At 50.8% G+C, this 14,989-nt stretch carries 21 protein-coding genes and 1 pseudogene; 1 reads left to right on the forward strand and 21 read right to left on the reverse strand.

All coding sequences use genetic code 11. The features are described from left to right. Positions 1-4 precede the first annotated feature (4 nt). The 17 genes from AC3RPL_RS17555 to AC3RPL_RS17635 all read right to left on the reverse strand — a co-directional run bounded on the left by AC3RPL_RS17555 (position 5) and on the right by AC3RPL_RS17635 (position 10,953). Positions 5-1,672, reverse strand: coding sequence for a terminase large subunit (locus AC3RPL_RS17555; protein ID WP_490738528.1), 1,668 nt, complete (start codon positions 1,670-1,672; stop codon positions 5-7). Beyond that, the gene (locus AC3RPL_RS17560) at positions 1,650-2,006 is read right to left on the reverse strand and encodes a phage terminase small subunit P27 family (protein WP_490738527.1); all 357 of its coding nucleotides are present in this window, start codon (positions 2,004-2,006) and stop codon (positions 1,650-1,652) included. The genes AC3RPL_RS17555 and AC3RPL_RS17560 overlap by 23 nt, the downstream gene beginning before the upstream one ends. A 175-nt stretch (positions 2,007-2,181) precedes the next feature. Beyond that, on the reverse strand, positions 2,182-2,307 hold the full coding sequence (locus AC3RPL_RS17565; protein ID WP_490738526.1) for a hypothetical protein: 126 nt from the start codon (positions 2,305-2,307) through the stop codon (positions 2,182-2,184). Between the two features lie 7 nt (positions 2,308-2,314). Then, on the reverse strand, positions 2,315-2,752 hold the full coding sequence (locus AC3RPL_RS17570; protein ID WP_490738525.1) for an HNH endonuclease: 438 nt from the start codon (positions 2,750-2,752) through the stop codon (positions 2,315-2,317). Beyond that, positions 2,752-3,054 (reverse strand): head-tail connector protein, encoded by a 303-nt coding sequence (locus AC3RPL_RS17575; RefSeq protein ID WP_490738524.1) that lies wholly within the window; start codon positions 3,052-3,054, stop codon positions 2,752-2,754. Before AC3RPL_RS17575 ends, AC3RPL_RS17570 begins: the two co-directional genes overlap by 1 nt. Continuing rightward, the gene (locus tag AC3RPL_RS17580; protein WP_490738523.1) at positions 3,051-3,386 is read right to left on the reverse strand and encodes a phage head closure protein; all 336 of its coding nucleotides are present in this window, start codon (positions 3,384-3,386) and stop codon (positions 3,051-3,053) included. The genes AC3RPL_RS17575 and AC3RPL_RS17580 overlap by 4 nt, the downstream gene beginning before the upstream one ends. Then, positions 3,383-4,597: a phage portal protein gene (locus AC3RPL_RS17585; RefSeq protein WP_490740994.1), complete on the reverse strand. Its 1,215-nt coding sequence runs from the start codon at positions 4,595-4,597 to the stop codon at positions 3,383-3,385. Before AC3RPL_RS17585 ends, AC3RPL_RS17580 begins: the two co-directional genes overlap by 4 nt. Before the next feature lies 1 nt (position 4,598). Next, positions 4,599-5,162 (reverse strand): HK97 family phage prohead protease, encoded by a 564-nt coding sequence (locus AC3RPL_RS17590; protein WP_490738521.1) that lies wholly within the window; start codon positions 5,160-5,162, stop codon positions 4,599-4,601. Between the two features lie 51 nt (positions 5,163-5,213). Beyond that, positions 5,214-6,386, reverse strand: a complete 1,173-nt coding sequence (locus tag AC3RPL_RS17595; protein WP_490738520.1) for a phage major capsid protein — start codon at positions 6,384-6,386, stop codon at positions 5,214-5,216. 250 nt (positions 6,387-6,636) lie between these two features. Beyond that, a complete protein-coding gene (locus AC3RPL_RS17600) occupies positions 6,637-6,963 on the reverse strand; it encodes a DUF1493 family protein (protein WP_490738519.1) in 327 nt (108 codons plus the stop codon). Then, entirely contained in the window at positions 6,957-7,403 is a 447-nt protein-coding gene (locus tag AC3RPL_RS17605; protein WP_490738518.1) for an STM2901 family protein, read from the reverse strand. Before AC3RPL_RS17605 ends, AC3RPL_RS17600 begins: the two co-directional genes overlap by 7 nt. Positions 7,404-7,487: 84 nt before the next feature. Then, a complete protein-coding gene (locus AC3RPL_RS17610) occupies positions 7,488-7,730 on the reverse strand; it encodes a hypothetical protein (RefSeq protein WP_490738517.1) in 243 nt (80 codons plus the stop codon). Between the two features lie 379 nt (positions 7,731-8,109). Continuing rightward, the gene (locus tag AC3RPL_RS17615) at positions 8,110-9,882 is read right to left on the reverse strand and encodes a DNA primase family protein (protein ID WP_490738516.1); all 1,773 of its coding nucleotides are present in this window, start codon (positions 9,880-9,882) and stop codon (positions 8,110-8,112) included. Then, entirely contained in the window at positions 9,879-10,247 is a 369-nt protein-coding gene (locus AC3RPL_RS17620) for a hypothetical protein (protein WP_490738515.1), read from the reverse strand. Before AC3RPL_RS17620 ends, AC3RPL_RS17615 begins: the two co-directional genes overlap by 4 nt. Beyond that, positions 10,244-10,552, reverse strand: coding sequence for a hypothetical protein (locus tag AC3RPL_RS17625; RefSeq protein ID WP_490738514.1), 309 nt, complete (start codon positions 10,550-10,552; stop codon positions 10,244-10,246). The genes AC3RPL_RS17620 and AC3RPL_RS17625 overlap by 4 nt, the downstream gene beginning before the upstream one ends. Beyond that, the gene (locus tag AC3RPL_RS17630; RefSeq protein ID WP_490738513.1) at positions 10,545-10,757 is read right to left on the reverse strand and encodes a hypothetical protein; all 213 of its coding nucleotides are present in this window, start codon (positions 10,755-10,757) and stop codon (positions 10,545-10,547) included. The genes AC3RPL_RS17625 and AC3RPL_RS17630 overlap by 8 nt, the downstream gene beginning before the upstream one ends. Beyond that, the gene (locus AC3RPL_RS17635) at positions 10,750-10,953 is read right to left on the reverse strand and encodes a host cell division inhibitor Icd-like protein (RefSeq protein ID WP_490738512.1); all 204 of its coding nucleotides are present in this window, start codon (positions 10,951-10,953) and stop codon (positions 10,750-10,752) included. Before AC3RPL_RS17635 ends, AC3RPL_RS17630 begins: the two co-directional genes overlap by 8 nt. A gap of 145 nt (positions 10,954-11,098) precedes the next feature. On the opposite strand from AC3RPL_RS17635, the gene AC3RPL_RS17640 reads away from it, so the two are divergent. Next, complete coding sequence (locus tag AC3RPL_RS17640; protein ID WP_490740995.1) at positions 11,099-11,281, forward strand: DUF3950 domain-containing protein; 183 nt, start codon at positions 11,099-11,101, stop codon at positions 11,279-11,281. Positions 11,282-11,611: 330 nt separating this feature from the next. Here AC3RPL_RS17640 and AC3RPL_RS17645 read toward each other — a convergent pair. The 4 genes and pseudogenes from AC3RPL_RS17645 to AC3RPL_RS17660 all read right to left on the reverse strand — a co-directional run. Continuing rightward, positions 11,612-12,355 (reverse strand): annotated as a pseudogene (locus AC3RPL_RS17645) (phage antirepressor KilAC domain-containing protein); the annotation flags it as partial. A gap of 27 nt (positions 12,356-12,382) precedes the next feature. Further along, positions 12,383-12,652, reverse strand: a complete 270-nt coding sequence (locus tag AC3RPL_RS17650) for a helix-turn-helix transcriptional regulator (protein ID WP_490742080.1) — start codon at positions 12,650-12,652, stop codon at positions 12,383-12,385. A 196-nt stretch (positions 12,653-12,848) separates the two neighbouring features. Beyond that, positions 12,849-13,622: a hypothetical protein gene (locus tag AC3RPL_RS17655; RefSeq protein ID WP_490740996.1), complete on the reverse strand. Its 774-nt coding sequence runs from the start codon at positions 13,620-13,622 to the stop codon at positions 12,849-12,851. Beyond that, positions 13,615-14,844, reverse strand: coding sequence for a tyrosine-type recombinase/integrase (locus AC3RPL_RS17660; RefSeq protein WP_490740997.1), 1,230 nt, complete (start codon positions 14,842-14,844; stop codon positions 13,615-13,617). The genes AC3RPL_RS17655 and AC3RPL_RS17660 overlap by 8 nt, the downstream gene beginning before the upstream one ends. Between the last annotated feature and the right edge of the window lie 145 nt (positions 14,845-14,989).

Consider the following 14,989-nt stretch of genomic DNA (forward strand, 5'->3'; position numbering starts at 1 on the left):
ATCCTCAAATCCCGGTAAAAGTTGCCAGGCGCTGCTTATGGGCCTCGGACATATCAAAGCTGAAATCTTCATGCTCGGCCTGCCATGTGCCGAACGCCATTAATCCCGCTATCGCCGGGTCTATCTTGTTGGCCGATTTCTTTTTGTTCGGCTTAATGTTCGCGTTGGCGTCAGACTCCATCACCACGTTACCAATCGCCCAGGCCAGAACCGGATCGCCGTTGTGCCGTATAACCCTGCGGTTTACGAACACCTCCAGCGACTTCGCTACCGGGCTGAACTTCAGATAGGTCTGCGGGAACGGCTCCACGTCGAGGCCCGCGCCCTGTAGCTGGGTGCGTAAGTGCGTGGCGTTCCAGGTATCGAAGCCTACCAGCTTTATTCCAAACACCTCAGCATCACGCAGAATATCGTCACGGATGCGGTCATAGTCGATGCAGTCACCCGGCGTGGTGCGTATCCAGCCCGATTTAGCCCACTGGCGGTAAATGGCGCGATTTTTATTGGCTACGTTGTTCAGCTGCGCTTCTGGCAGGTAGTGGCGGGTCAGCAGCCGGATTTTCCGGTCAGACGGGAACGCATAGCAGACGCTGGTAATGTCTCCGGTAGATGACAGGTCAAGCCCGGCGTAACACTCCATTCCGGCCAGGTCAGACTCGCTGTAATCGTCCTTGCAGGCGTCCCATGCGCCGGACCCCATCCACGGCGTGGCACCCTGGCACCAGATATTAAAACGCTTTGTAAGCATTTCAACCCACTGCGAGGGAATGCCTCTGGCCTTCTGGATGGTGTCAGCCAGCGCCGCACCGTCAACGGAAATATCCAGATTGGGATTGGCCTTTATCCACAACGCCGGGGAGTCTATCTCGCTTTCGTCATCCAGCTCGTAAATCAGGGCAAACAGTGATTCGTTAGTTTCCTCTCCGGCCAGTATCTGGCAACAGTAATCGTAATGCTGCTTACAGGCTGATACCACGTTGCTGCCTGCGGTGGTAATGGCGAACAGAATACCCTCGGGCCGTGCGCCCATGCCCAGCTCAAGCGCGGAGTAAACGCCGTTATCCGGGTGCAGGTGGTACTCGTCCACAATCGCCAGGCTGGGGTTAGTCCCTTCGATGGTCGCTGCTTTGGCCGCCAGTGGCCTGAGCAGGCTGTTGGACTTCGCGTAAATCATTTTATGCTGCTGAATGGTCAGGCGTTTTTTCAGCGGCTTTGATAACAGGCACATCTGGCGGGCATCGTCGAACACGATACGGGCCTGATCCCGGCTCACGGCGGCGGTGTAAATATCCTGCTGCCCGTGCTCCATCACCAGAAACCAGTTAGCCAGCATTGCGGCCACGGTGGATTTAGCGTTCTTGCGCGGCACCTGAATATAGGCGCTCTTGTATTTCCGGCGTCCGGTTGCTTTCACCCGGAAGCCCAGCAGGCAGGCAAAAGCGAACTGCTGCCACGGTTCCAGCATAATCGGCTGGCCGCGCAGCGGGCCTTTGACGTGCGGACAGAAGGCTGAAAACGCTATAAACCGCTCAACATTCTCAACGTCAAATGTATAACGGGGGTCTTTCAGGTCTGAAAAATACCGTTCCACTGCCTGTTTAACCCGTTTACAGGCCGGAATTACACCACTTTTAATGTCGCTGGCGTACTTATTCCAGGGCTGACAGTCCATCTTTCTTTTCCACGTTAACAGGTGTCCGGTTACGGCTTACCGGGTCAAAGCCCAGCAGTGCCGACATTTTTATCATGATTTTTTCAGCATCTGATTTCGCCTTCAGGGCCGGATTACTGGTGGTGGCACCCCGGGAACCCTCAACAGAAAACCCGCGCTGGGCAATATCTTCAACAGCCTTCCGGTACATTGAGTAGTTGACGCAATACAATTCCAGGCTGTTCCAGTCGGCAGGCGTCAGATCACCACGATCCGCCAGCTGCTTAGACTTTGCCTTCCACTGCTGTACCGCAATATCATCCAGATAGATGGGCGGTTTTGGGGGTCTTGCCATAATTTGTTGTTTCCCTGTGACTTTCTGCTGTTAAAAAAAATGCCGCGCGTAAAAATTTGAGGGAGCGGGTGGTGCCACCGGGTCAGGGTGTTGTCATGCCGGACACCCCCACCCTCCCGATGATAATCGTTCTCATTGATATAGTTGCATCTGCAATCATTTCACTCCTGAACGGTCAGCGGTTGCGTATCGCCTCCCGAATATCACGATCACGCTCTGACGTTCGCCTGCGCGGGCTGGCGTGCTGTCTGCGGGTGAACTGCTCACGGCTGCGGGTCAGTGCGGCCACAAGCTGCCTCATCTCCTGCTCAGTCATGGGTATACATCCAGTCGTTACGGTGACGTGCGGCTTCTTCCTGCTCACGGTACTTACCTGCCTTACGCTGCTGCTTGGTCACCGGGTCTGTGGTTGTGGTCTTGCGGGAGTGACAGGAATGACATAGCGGCTGATGATTGCTGGCAGGCCAGAACAGCACATCATCGCCACCTTCAATAGGGATGATGTGATCAACAATGGTTGCAGCCGTATAGATGTTCAGACGGAGGCAGTGAACACATAACGGGTTAGCCTTCAGAAAGACCAGTCGATACTTATCCCATTCAGGCGTATATCCCCGTTCACGGCGTCCGTCTCGTCTGGCGTTCTGCTGTCTGGATGCCGCCCGCTTATGGGTATCGCATTTGCCTGACTTCACCCGGACATTACAGCCAGCCTCACTACAGCGGCGTAAGGGTTGCCACGGCATCAGTACACTCCCACATCGCGATAGACTGACCACAGCGCGGATATAGCCATCGATACTTCGCTGGTTTCCACTTCACTGATAGTGGTGCGGTATTCATACAGCTGTGAGACGTACATCATGCAGCCCACCTTCAGGGCAGGATTGAAAGCAATCTGCGGCGGCTCGGTGTCAAAGCGTTTGCCGATATGCTTCTGACAGACCTCAAGCGCGGCGGTGATATAGGCCTCAATCAGCGTGTCTTCATAGTCATCATCAATGCGGCAGTGCAGCTTTGCCTCTGCCAGCGTGATCAGTTCACTCATGGCTTAACGCCTCCTTTGCATAACAGTTCAAGCCGCGTGTTCTTTTCATCCGGCAGGGCTGACACCACGGCATAACCCTGTCTGGTCTGGCCTTTCTGCTGCCAGAGTATCCTGCTGGCGCTGGTCACATCGGCCCGGTAGCGTATCCACATGCGAAAGGTGACCTCTGATTTTTCCGCACCGCTGGCGATAACCTCATGCCCGCTCACGCCTTTCACCTCGGCCCATACGGTGGCAGTGTCTGTCCATACCTGCTGAATCTGCCCGGACGGCAGGCGCTTTGACTTGAAATTCTGAATGGTCACGCGGTGACGCATGGTTCCGGCTCTCACTGTTCAGCCTCCCCGGACTTCTTCACGCTGAACTCCTGTTTCCATGCCTGGCTGAACTCGTCACCACCTTCACGTGGGGGCATCCCTTCGCGTTCGCGGGCTTCGTTAGGACACATCACGCCGGACTTAATGCCTTTCTCATAGGTGGCATAACGATCGGTAGGTGTGGCGCGGAGAAGATCGGCAGAGTCGAATTCCATCTGATACCGGATGCCGGGAACGGGCGAGGCCACCAGCAGGGAGGATTTAATCTGCTGCTCAAAGTTGGCAAGCCACGGACGCATGGTTATTGTAAGAAAGGCACGGCTGGCCTCACTGAAATTGCTGTAGGTGCTGTTGCCGTATTCCTGAAGGAAGATTGGCGACACGTTGAACATGCGGGCAATGTCTTCAATCGTGAAGCGTCGGGAGGCCAGCCATTCGGCATCCTGATTGCTCATGCCAAGCTGTTCGTACTCCATGCCACCTTCGAGGATGGGTGTTTTTCCGGCGTTCTTCGCACCTTTGTAACGCTCCAGTGCGTCCAGCGCCTGCTTGCCCTTCACACTATCCAGCCAGTCCTTTGATTTGACGATACCCGCTGCCATCATGCCATCTTTCATGATGCTGGCCCCGTGCCGCTGCTGGGCAAGACCAAGACCCAGCGTTTCCCGGCAGATGGTGATCGGCGAACGGCCCAGAAATCCATCGTCCGTGGCATAACGCAGATGCAGGATTTCTTCCTGTAGATAGGTGCGCACCGTGCCGCTGTAGGGTTCGGTAATGGTGTATTTATAGCGATGTTCGGCAATGCGCTCCGGCACCACTGCGCCGGGTACATACGGATATAATGATTGCGGTTGTCCATCACGGCCCCATTGGATCACCGCGTAGGCGTTACCGTTCAGCAGGCAGTGGCGCATCATGGTACGTTTGAACTGGTAGGCGGTCTGGCAGTCGTTGGGCGCTTCGTTCAACAGGTGATCCACCGGGTGACCGTCCAGCCATTCACGCGCTTCACGGCCTTTATCATTACGGACTTTATACAGATAGCAGGGCATTGTTGCCACGGCCTCACTGATTACCGCCACGGCATTCATCACCGCAGGCAGAGACTCCGCTGTACCCGCAGACACGTATTCGCCTGAACCGGTATTGGGAATCCCTGCCATCGCCAGAAACTCATCAATGGTCATGCTCCGCTGCTCGTCTTTTCTGCGAAAAGGCCACATATCACAACCCCGCCAGTTCGGCCTGACGGCGGCGCATGTCCAGACTCAGGCCAGCCAGCGAAGGATGCTGTGACAAGAGAGAACGGCGGGCGATCTCCACACTGCTCTCTGTGTAGGCGGGCATACTGGTGACGGTGATCTCCCGCAGCTCGGCGGCGGTCACGGTGCGGACATAGGGCGAGGCGGCAACGTTCCATTCCTCATTGAGCGCTCTGAAGCCGAAGGACATTCCGGAGATATCGCCACGCTCCACCAGCGTAAGCACATCGCGGCCCAGCTGAGTATCGGGTGGCGTCAGCTCAAAGCGCAGTCCGGTATTGTCTTCGGTGAGGATCAGAGTGCCGGACGTGGTGCGCCCCAGCAGCTGGGTATAATCATGTTCGTACAGTGCGCGGCAGTCAGTACCGCTGGCGAGACTGGCCGCAAAGGCACCGGGTGCGAACTGTTCTACAAACTCGTCCCAGATAACCTCTGACAGGCTGTTGTAACGGACGGCATAGCCCACCAGCTTTTTATCGGCGGCGCTCAGTTCAGAGGTGCGGATTTCAAAATCATTATTTTTCATGGGTCAGACTCCAGAAGGCAGGAAAGGGGCCGCAGCCCCTGAATCATCGGATCAGGAACCTGAACCCGGAATTTCCAGTACCTTGATGGCGTTGGAGTCCACCAGCCCGCCGCCCAGGTATTTATCGGTGTGCACCTTGTAGAACCCCGGTTCGGTAATGTTGTCCGGGCGGGTACGCACTCCGGTAGTGTGATCCACGATGTAGTAACCGCGCCTGAAGTCGCCCACGGCCAGCACCGGTTCGCCTGCTGCTGCATCGCTCATGTTTTCAAGGTAGTAAACCGGACGGCCCAGCAGCAGATCAGGGGAACCCTCAGTCAGACGATCACGCCAGATGTAGTCACCGTTACCGTTCTTCAGCTTTTGAAGGGCAGCGGCTGAACTGGAGTTCATCACCCATACGGCATTTTTGCGGTATTTGGCCTTCAGCTTAAACAACAGGTCGATCAGCTCGTCAGCAACGGGCGAGGCTCCGGCAGTCTCCATTTTCTCCAGCGTACCGAACGGGCGGGTTTTGTCGCCAGTGGCCGCGCGGGGATAGGACAGGAAGCCTTTGGACTTTTTAGCCCCGTCTCCGGTCAGCAGGTCGGTTTCTTCGGTTTCGGTGAAGGTGTCGCTGATTTCAGATGACAGCCAGCCCAGAATATCCACATCGCTGAAGTCCAGAATTTCCTGGGTGGTCTTCGGATAGGCATAGATCGGGAACAGCTTAATGCTTACTTCTTCCAGCTTTGGCGTACTGGTTTCGGTACGGGCCACACCTTCTTCGCCGTGATTCACTACTGCACCGCCCACGGATACCATCTTTTTATATTCATTGCTGCTGGTGGTCTTCACGGTGGCGATCTGACGCATCACGGAATCATCGGTCAGCTGGCGCATAATCTCTTTGTCGAGATCGGGAATAACGGTATAGCCGCCATCGGAGCCAACCGCAGTGGAAAGGGCGCGGGTTTCGCCTGTCAGGATGTAGTGACGCAGCTCGTCGTTAGAGACTTTTTTACCGTCCACTGGCTTACCCGGCTGATTGCGTTCTTCATCGGCCAACGCTTCAAGGCGGGAAATATCAGTATCAAGGGATTCTGCTCTGGCGCGGAGTTCATCAAACTGTTTACCCTCGTCAGCGTTCAGGTTGCGTTTTTCCTCAGTGGCTTTATCCATGATGGAGCGCATCCGGGTTTTGAGGGCGGTTTTCTCCTGGCGGAGTTCAAGCAATTTTTTCATGTCGTGGTTTCTCGTAACGTTAAATGTTGAGACGTGAAACCAGTCCGGGAATAGGGAGGCCGCTAAATCTTTTTCTGCATCCCACAGGCTGCACTCGCTACAGCTTGATTTAACGGCCAGTGGCGGCTCACGTCTGAGTGCCACTTTTCAAGATATACATGAAAAATATAAAGAAAACCCCCGTCAGAGACAGGGGTAATCACGGGTAAACATGGGTACGAATAATTTACAAAATTATTTATCTAACTGCTCAGTCATAAAGCCAGCGCCCCGCTTCGGCTGATTCAGCAAACATCCTGACCGTGAGCGGTTTCTTTTCTTGTTTAAGAGGTTTACTGGTAAACCACTTGCGGAAGAACCAGGGCGTAACCCACGGATAATATTTGTTCATATCCATTGCAGATAAATCAATACCGAAATGATGCCCGAACTTATCAAGAGTAGGAAATAGATCTTCTTGTTCCGTGTATTCCTGAAGAATATCATCCATTCCCACAGCATTACTTTTAGTTGGAAGCAAGCCTAATATGGGCAACTCATCCTGAAAAAAAGTGAGGACCTCATTTTCAGTTACCATACTTTATCACCATCTCGAACTATACGATTATAAGTGGTCATCGTTTTAAATGTGATTTGGGCGAAATCATTCGCGAGTAGTAGCCAGCCGACTACCGGCACCGTTCTTCCAACAAATGCCCCCAGGTTATTCACATACATGGGTTTTAAAAGTTTAATGCTTTTATTCGTGATAGTGGGAAGCCTGAATGGCAAATGTATATCAAGATACTGACGGGACATTTTAGAGGCTATCGAAGTCCCTTTGGTTGCCGCACCCGGCTTAGCACGAGTTTTCAGTAAGGGTAACCCAAGGATAATGCTGCTGACAGCGACTAAATCATGTATGCCGTATTGCTCATCAATTTTATCCAGAAATACCCAGAAGAATAATTCTCCCGCAGAAAGGTTGGGAATACCGTTATAGAAGTACGTCCCGTTAAGTTCTTCAACCGTATCCATACATGCTCCTTGCTAATGATTTAGCCTATCTTAGATCACTTTGTTACAGTTGGGACAGGTCAAATGCTTTTTTTGGCAAAGGCTTCAACCCTGCCCCTGCATCTTTTCCCTGTACTTCTGAAGGTGGGCTATCAGCGCATCAAGCTGTTCACGGTTTGTGGCGAAGATTTCCTCAGAAAAAGTGCTTCTCACAAAATCATGGTGATCTATCCAGAAGAAAGCGCCATCAGCCAGCACCTGCTGATAGTGAGGTAAGTCCATTGTCGGAATGTCGGTGATACCGTAGTGATCATAATGGTCACGAATTTCTTTAAGCGTTTTTGGCATTTTAAAACTCCGGTTAAAGGGCCAGTTGTTGCTGGTACAGGTTTTTCACAAACGTTATTCCCTCTCATTCAGGAAGCGTTTGACGGTGCTTAAACAAAAAATAAAACACAGAAAAATAAAATTTATGCGTTTAAGTGTCTACCTGTCTACCGCAGCGATATTTTACATTTAATTCAGTAGGTTAAGTGGTAGGGAGTTGACCTTTTAAGTGTCTACTACTGTCTACCGACTCTCTACCTTTTGTATATAAAACAATCAAAAAGTAGACACGGTAGACACTTTAACCCTTAGTGTCTACCAACTGTCTACCGTACTAATTAACTGATTTATAGATGATTATTTTCATCAGTAGACACGGTAGACACTTAAACCAGTTATTTTAATTTTTTACATCTGTATCGGGGAGTCCTGAGGCAGCAGGGAGCCAGCCGTCAGCATCGTCACCCAGCAGAATATTGGAAATGGTTCTGCCCTTATCGGCCCCTCTGGTGCACTGCTTACGCTTGTACTCTTTGCCGTACTCAGACATTGCCCCCGGCATATCCGTACCGAAGCGCGTCAGGGAAACAGGCTTGCCCAGGCCATGCGCGGACATATACGCCAGATAGGAGTGGTAGAGGTAACGCCTCGGACTGAACGGCACCATTTCAGCATTGCCCACAATCATTCCCTCGCACTCAACCATAGCCATCAGATAGCCGCAGAAGTCCACCAGGGAATCTCCCTCACGCTTGATAGCCAGCGCTTCTTCGGACTTCTGCTGCTCAAACAGTAAACGCTTTGCCTCTGACTGATCAGCAAACCGGGTGAGCATATGGCGAATGATAACCGGAAGCTCTGACTCTATTTTCTCCGTCAGCAGCGGATCACGCTCGTTCTCAGGCACCACCTGTGAGAAGTTGAATATCACCCTGCGCCGGGATATGCCGCCGCTACGGTCACTGAACGTCATAGCGTTATTGTTTACGGCCAGAATCACCGCAGGGATACGGGTGGAATAGGGAGCTTTATGTTTCGGATCGATAGCCACCTTATCACCGCCAGTGATCGCCTTGATGCCTGCGCCGTCACCTGCATAGCGCGTCATGTCCGGCATAATGATTAATGAGTAGCCCACGACAAGCGCTCTTTCCCTCGGTTCCTCCAGTGCTTTCATGCTGGCCGATACGGTATTGGCCTTGCCTGCAAGCATGGTGCAAATCTCAGCCATGACGCTCTTACCACTGCCACCAGCCCCGGTAACCTCAAGAAACAACTGCCAGTCAAAGCGGTTGGCCATAACCATATAAAGTGCGGCCAGAACACGATCCGCTTTACGGCTGTTGCCTCCGGTTGCCCAGGTCAGCCACTTCCAGAACGCCGGGGCATGGCTCTCCAGTGTCTCGCCATCCTGCTGCGGCACAAAATCCACATCACTGGCGATCAGCAGCCAGTCTTCCCGGTTGTGTTCCCTGAAAACCCCAGACCGGGTATCAAAAACCCCGTTGCGAAAACCAATCAGATTACGGGCAGTGATCCCCATAAGTGGCAGACTCAGCTTCATCGTATCAACGGCGTTCCTCGCGGTTGGCATCGAATAGGGTACATCTGCCTCAATGAAAATAGCGGCCATCTCCCGCGTCAGTTCCTTATCGTTCAGCGGTTGCCACAGAATTCCGGTGTAGTGATGAACGGTATTTGAATCATCATGAAGCGACAGAAGGCCATCATAGTGACTAAGTAACACCTCCCCTCGCTGGCTTGGTCCCATATGCGCCAGAGAAGATGTGGCCGCATCAGCCACACGTTTCTTTTTCTTCTCCGGTTTTTCAGGTGGGAATACCCGGTTGATCCGACTGGAATCGGTCAGAACAGCTTTAACACCGTCATTGCCAATCAGATCGGCCACCAGCTCTATACGGTTTTTCTTCTGCGCGGCTTTGTCGGTCATCAACAGGCCGTTTTCGCTCAGTTCCTCATAGGTAACCCCGGCACCAACCACAAAGCCCTTCAGGCGTTGCGCCAGTGCGCCGTATGGCGTGGATTTATCCTTGTGCCGCGCTGCTGCGGCCACCGTTTCTTTTTTGTCCAGTACGTGACCATTTATCCAGCTGTAAACGCAGGTGAACAGCGCATCAGACATTTCTTCATGCGTGATTGCGGTATCTGTCATTTCGGTATCCCCCCGCTCATCTGGAATTTGCCAATCAGTGGGTGATACCAGTACGCCGAACCATATTTACGTTTGGCCGCTTTAAGTACAAGCCGTGCCGCCTCCCTGAACTTCTCATCGTGGACCAGATAGCCACCAGCTTTGTGTTTAACTATCATCACGCCGGTGTTCTGTGCCAGCTCCTCAGCTTTCTTCGTCGAAATACCATATTCAGCCGCAAGTGTTGATACAGGGGACATGCCAGGCGGAATTTCACCACCCTGTGTAGCCACCAGCGATTTAATTTTTGAGTCAAGTTCATCCACACGCTGAAGCAAAGAATCAACACGACCAGACAGCTCATTAAATTTTACATTGCTGATCATTGGCGCTTCTCCCTTTTGGCCTGGCTGATAGAGTGCTTACAGTTCTCAATGGTAGTGCCAATAGCAGCCTGAAAATTACCCAGGCACCGCAGTAACAAGCCAATATTGAACATGTCAGAACGCATTGAATTTTCGCCATAATCACTATTTTCAGAGGCGTGATGCATCAGATCACCGATGGCAACAATGCCAGAACAAAGCGTATCTTCAGCCTCTTCCGCCAACCTCAGCACATCTTTAGCATCATTACTGGTGATGTTGTAATAAGTGTTGATGAGCTTTTGCATACCATGCATATCAGCCATGCTTCACCTCCATATCTCCAAGCTTCTCCAGTGATCTACTCACGTTTATGGCAATAGCCTGAATACCGCCAATTGCTGCAAGAACATCCCCGCTATCCATTTCAATGCCGTGCTGCTCTACAGCTATCAGCAGGGCGTTTATATGATGCATGGCGGTGCAGGCCAGCTTGTAGTGATGGTTTTGGGCTACTGTGCGATTAGACATGGTGCACCTCCTGAAGCGGCAAACGTGCAGCCAGCGAGAGGATGAAGTGTGGTGCCAGAATGCGGCGGGCTTCGCGTTCTGTGGGAGCCTCAACGGACAGGCGGCACAGTGTGGCGTTCTTATCGTGACGGTTAAGTGCCAGAAAGCGCCAGGTGTAGAAATGCCGCCCTTGCGGGTGTGTGGTATGATCTTTCATAGCTGCCTCGTTACTTGTTCTAACGGTGGTGGTTAGAGGCCCGTTAGTGCTGGTAACACTTCCGGGCTTCGCTGTATTTAATGGTTGCACAAAAACATCGTGGTACGTACCATTGGGTTTCATCCTATAATACCGGTACGTACCAGTGCAAGATAAAATTACCAAATCTGCTTTCGAACGTTCAGGCAGCACAAAGAAAAATATCCGCTTCGAAGACTCACTTTTACAGCAAATTGATTCAGAAGCTGGCCCCGGACAATTTAGCGCCTGGGTTAAAGAGGCTTGCCGGGACAAGCTCCGCAATTTAGGCATCGAACCAAAGGGATAAGTAATGAAAAAAATAGTCTTGGTGTTAGCCGCAGTAATAATCGCGCTTATTATCTTTAAATCCTGTTCTTCCTCACATTTAGTGTGTGGGAGTAAAGAACATGATTTGTTGCGCCCAACCTGTGAGAAGCTTGTTGGCACAGAGCCAAACGGCTGACCGTTGCTCACATCTGAGCATCCCTCCCGGCAGGCTAACGCCATTTTTGGCGCTTGGACTTCGCTCGAATTAGCAGCTATATCAGGATTGACCAGAATGATCAGTGTGCTATCCTGGCCCTGAGTTAATTCTGTTCTGCTCCACTGGCGACCCTGCAAGGTCGCCTTTGTTTTATTAGGCTCCCGCATTTCGACCTCCCAGCATCCCAGCCTCAAAAAGTTTTTTAGCCATCCACTGAATACCTTTTGGCGTAAATTTCGCTTGGATGAATGCATGCCCATTAGTCATGTTCTCGCCAGTTTTGACAGTAAAGCGCCCGGACTCGATGTGATGGGCGTAAGGTGTCAATTTTCCTGCCAGCGCATACATGATCCCTTTATCAATCAGGAAGCGGCGCAACAAAGTCTCTTTGATGTTCAGAAGTTTTGCCGCTTCCCTGAATCCCATGCTTCCAGAGGCATTTACGAACCGGTCAACGAAATCAGCTTTTGGTGCTGTCTCCTGCAACTGGATTTCAAGGCGCGTGGCTTTCTCTGCCATATCAGCGGCGAGGCGCAATGCTTCGGGAAGTGACTGAGGAATAGCAGCGGCCTTCGCTTGTCGTTCGCAGTTGATGAAATACCGGCGAACCTCTCTGCCCTTATCGTTGCGCTCAACCATTGCCAGTTCTTTACCCATATCTGTGGTGATCAGGTAATCATGTTCAAGCTGTTGGCGATATTTTGCGCTCCCCGAAACGGGGGAGCTCAAATTTTCCACAACTATGAAATCCACACCCGCTGTAAATCCGTATTGGTTGACGCGTCCCTTAATCCATGTAGTGAAGTCGCGGCCAACCTCCAGAAAGGCATGCAGCTTTTTGGCGCTGGCGAGGGATGCAATCTCGCCGCCAATGTTTCCACGATGGATGGGTACCAATTGATTTAAATTCTGCATAGTGCCCCCTTAAGCCGATTTGCGGCTGTATGGGTTGTTGACGTTATTTACTGCCGGTGGATTACGTACCCACCAGAGAACATCAGAAAGGAGCCAAGCACAGCTATTTCGACCAAAGTGACAGCGTGCGGGAAAGCGGCCTTCCTGCTCCATCTTCCAGCGGGTAGATCGGGAAAGGCTGGTGATTTCCACGCACTCATCCTCACGAATGCGCTTGTCGTATTTGAAAGCGTACTCATTGAGAATAGTGCGGCGTTGCTCAGGAGTCGGGGGGTAAATTGTTGAGCTTGCGCAGGTGCATTATTTGACATGTTTACTTCTCCGTTTTGGTGTTATGGAGATTGTGCAGTGTCAAAAATGATTATGTAATTTGCGCTAAACCTCTATAAATCGCTATTTATACATCATTGGCACAAAAAGCGATTCTTATGTCGATTAAGCAACATTGGCATAAAACAGGGGTTTTCATATGGTTTTACGCCAATGGCTTACCTGACTTTGTAATGCTGACCACTGTCTCGATATCAATTTCAATGTTGAGAAAAATGCTGCTTATAACGGCTGTGATGTTATATAGAGACTCACCAAAAAAGTCTTTGAAAAAATCACTTAAAGACCTGACAAAATAAGTCTTTTCGGGATTGTCACCTTTTCTTTTTATTACCGATGCTGGGCTATATTCTGCGGCCTTTCTGCTCAACGAATCAAGAACAGAGCTTACATGCGGCCCATTTACTCCAACAGAACTCCATACATTTGAAATTCCTAAATCGTTTTCAGTTTTATCAAAGTAAAAGCCATTTCCTTCTGAGCAATATTTTTCAAGGGTAAAATTCATCATTTTTAATCTATCATTGCCTTCCCACTTATCTTGGAAACTTCGAACGAAAACCCTATGATTCATGAAAGATGTGACTGAAATGTCAACTGGCGTACCCTCAATCTCCAACGAGAGCAGCCTGGAAAGTTCAGAAATCCTTTTTAGCTTAGCCATCTTGTTTCTATGGGTTATTAAATCCCATTCACAAGGGCCTTTATTTAACAATTCTATCTTCTCTGTCAGACTCGCAAAGAAAAAGTATGGCATTTCCTTAGAATTGGCTCTTTTTGAAAGTGCGCTCCAGACGAAAGACATTCGCTCATCAAAAATTAACTTACCCGCTATGTCCTTACATTCACCAATATTAATAAGTTCAGACTCATAATATCTTATCATTTCATCGTGAACATAATCAGGATAGTTATTCATCTCCACCAGCCTTAAGTAATACTACGTTTCTGTGATTACCGGCCAGAACATCGAGACGTTCAACCCATTTATTCAGTGCATCCAGTTTTTCGGGCAGGTATTGACTACGGTTGTACACGGCCATTACCCCGCCCAGCGAGTGCCCCAGAAGCAATTCAACGATGTGTGGCGGTATGCCTAAATCATTCATTCCGGTTGAAAAGGTGCGGCGCAAGTCATGAAGTCGCCAGTGCTCAGCGTGATCAAGCCTGTGCGCTATGTATGCTCCCACCTGGCTAACGGCGGTGTTTTTCTTCAGCTCGCCCAGCAGGTAACCACTTCGTTTATTTTCTTCCAGAAGTTGGGTAATCAACGGCATCAGTTTGTCAGGTATCGGCCTGATAATTTTCTCTCCGGTTTTACTGTGGTTCTCTGGCACTGTCCAGAGCCGGTCTTTTAAATCCCATTCGCCGGGTGTTGAAAGTCTCAGCTCTACCGTTCTGGCACCAAACACCAGCAGCAAATAAACGATATTTTGATAATAAGGCGCAAAGAAATCTGTATTCAGGGCGGCAAGTAGATCGCGCAATTCACGACTGGATAGAACGCGCTTGCGGCGATTAACTTTGACGCCTATATCCTGCATTGTTAACCCGTCCAGAACGTGACTAACCGCATAGCGGCGAACACGGCAAAATTTAAATGCCTGCTGTGACATCTGTAGAAGCATTCCGGCAATGCTTGGGGCTGTTTTCTTTGTTCGGGCAAGGCAGGTAAGCCAGTGATGCGTTTCGCAGTCTGAGAGTGCCATATCGCCAATGTGGGGGAAGATGTGATTATCAAATCGCTCGCGGTATCGAACATCATTAACCAGATTCCCATCGACATACTGAGTGAGCCAGTAATCTATGGCATCTTTCACCGTGACGGGCTTTAACGTGGTTTGCCTGTCAAGCTTTAGCATACGTTGCGGATCACGCCCTTCTGCCAGCCACTGGCGGCACTGGTCACGCATTTCACGCGCCTTTGCCAGACTCAGATCGGGATAACGGCCAAGTGTTGCCAGTTTTGCCTCTGTCTCACGGCCACCCAGGCGATATTTATACAGCCAGGTGATTGATCCCGCTTTCGTGACGCGCACCATCAATCCGGCACCGTCAGAAATCTTTGTAAGCCTCTCCGCTGGTACGCCAAGTAAAGCACGTAACTTTTTGTCACTGAGCCGATTGATTGACGTTGCCATCTTCAGTTCTTAACCGTTTTCGTTACCCCACCGATTACCCCACAGTTTGCCGCATAACTGCGCAAACGTCAAAAAACACTGGAACAATATACAGTGTGGTTTTGAGGTTAACTTATTGATAAACATACAAACTAGGTAAGCATGA

The sequence above is a fragment of the Erwinia papayae genome, assembly GCF_058241465.1.

Coding starts and splice junctions, on each gene's coding strand:
- AC3RPL_RS17555 (WP_490738528.1), bottom strand. CDS start 1,672: ATGGACTGTCAGCCCTGGAATAAGTACGCCAGCGACATTAAAAGTGGT.
- AC3RPL_RS17560 (WP_490738527.1), bottom strand. CDS start 2,006: ATGGCAAGACCCCCAAAACCGCCCATCTATCTGGATGATATTGCGGTA.
- AC3RPL_RS17565 (WP_490738526.1), bottom strand. CDS start 2,307: ATGAGGCAGCTTGTGGCCGCACTGACCCGCAGCCGTGAGCAGTTCACC.
- AC3RPL_RS17570 (WP_490738525.1), bottom strand. CDS start 2,752: ATGCCGTGGCAACCCTTACGCCGCTGTAGTGAGGCTGGCTGTAATGTC.
- AC3RPL_RS17575 (WP_490738524.1), bottom strand. CDS start 3,054: ATGAGTGAACTGATCACGCTGGCAGAGGCAAAGCTGCACTGCCGCATT.
- AC3RPL_RS17585 (WP_490740994.1), bottom strand. CDS start 4,597: ATGTGGCCTTTTCGCAGAAAAGACGAGCAGCGGAGCATGACCATTGAT.
- AC3RPL_RS17590 (WP_490738521.1), bottom strand. CDS start 5,162: ATGAAAAATAATGATTTTGAAATCCGCACCTCTGAACTGAGCGCCGCC.
- AC3RPL_RS17595 (WP_490738520.1), bottom strand. CDS start 6,386: ATGAAAAAATTGCTTGAACTCCGCCAGGAGAAAACCGCCCTCAAAACC.
- AC3RPL_RS17600 (WP_490738519.1), bottom strand. CDS start 6,963: ATGGTAACTGAAAATGAGGTCCTCACTTTTTTTCAGGATGAGTTGCCC.
- AC3RPL_RS17605 (WP_490738518.1), bottom strand. CDS start 7,403: ATGGATACGGTTGAAGAACTTAACGGGACGTACTTCTATAACGGTATT.
- AC3RPL_RS17610 (WP_490738517.1), bottom strand. CDS start 7,730: ATGCCAAAAACGCTTAAAGAAATTCGTGACCATTATGATCACTACGGT.
- AC3RPL_RS17615 (WP_490738516.1), bottom strand. CDS start 9,882: ATGACAGATACCGCAATCACGCATGAAGAAATGTCTGATGCGCTGTTC.
- AC3RPL_RS17620 (WP_490738515.1), bottom strand. CDS start 10,247: ATGATCAGCAATGTAAAATTTAATGAGCTGTCTGGTCGTGTTGATTCT.
- AC3RPL_RS17625 (WP_490738514.1), bottom strand. CDS start 10,552: ATGGCTGATATGCATGGTATGCAAAAGCTCATCAACACTTATTACAAC.
- AC3RPL_RS17630 (WP_490738513.1), bottom strand. CDS start 10,757: ATGTCTAATCGCACAGTAGCCCAAAACCATCACTACAAGCTGGCCTGC.
- AC3RPL_RS17635 (WP_490738512.1), bottom strand. CDS start 10,953: ATGAAAGATCATACCACACACCCGCAAGGGCGGCATTTCTACACCTGG.
- AC3RPL_RS17655 (WP_490740996.1), bottom strand. CDS start 13,622: ATGAATAACTATCCTGATTATGTTCACGATGAAATGATAAGATATTAT.
- AC3RPL_RS17660 (WP_490740997.1), bottom strand. CDS start 14,844: ATGGCAACGTCAATCAATCGGCTCAGTGACAAAAAGTTACGTGCTTTA.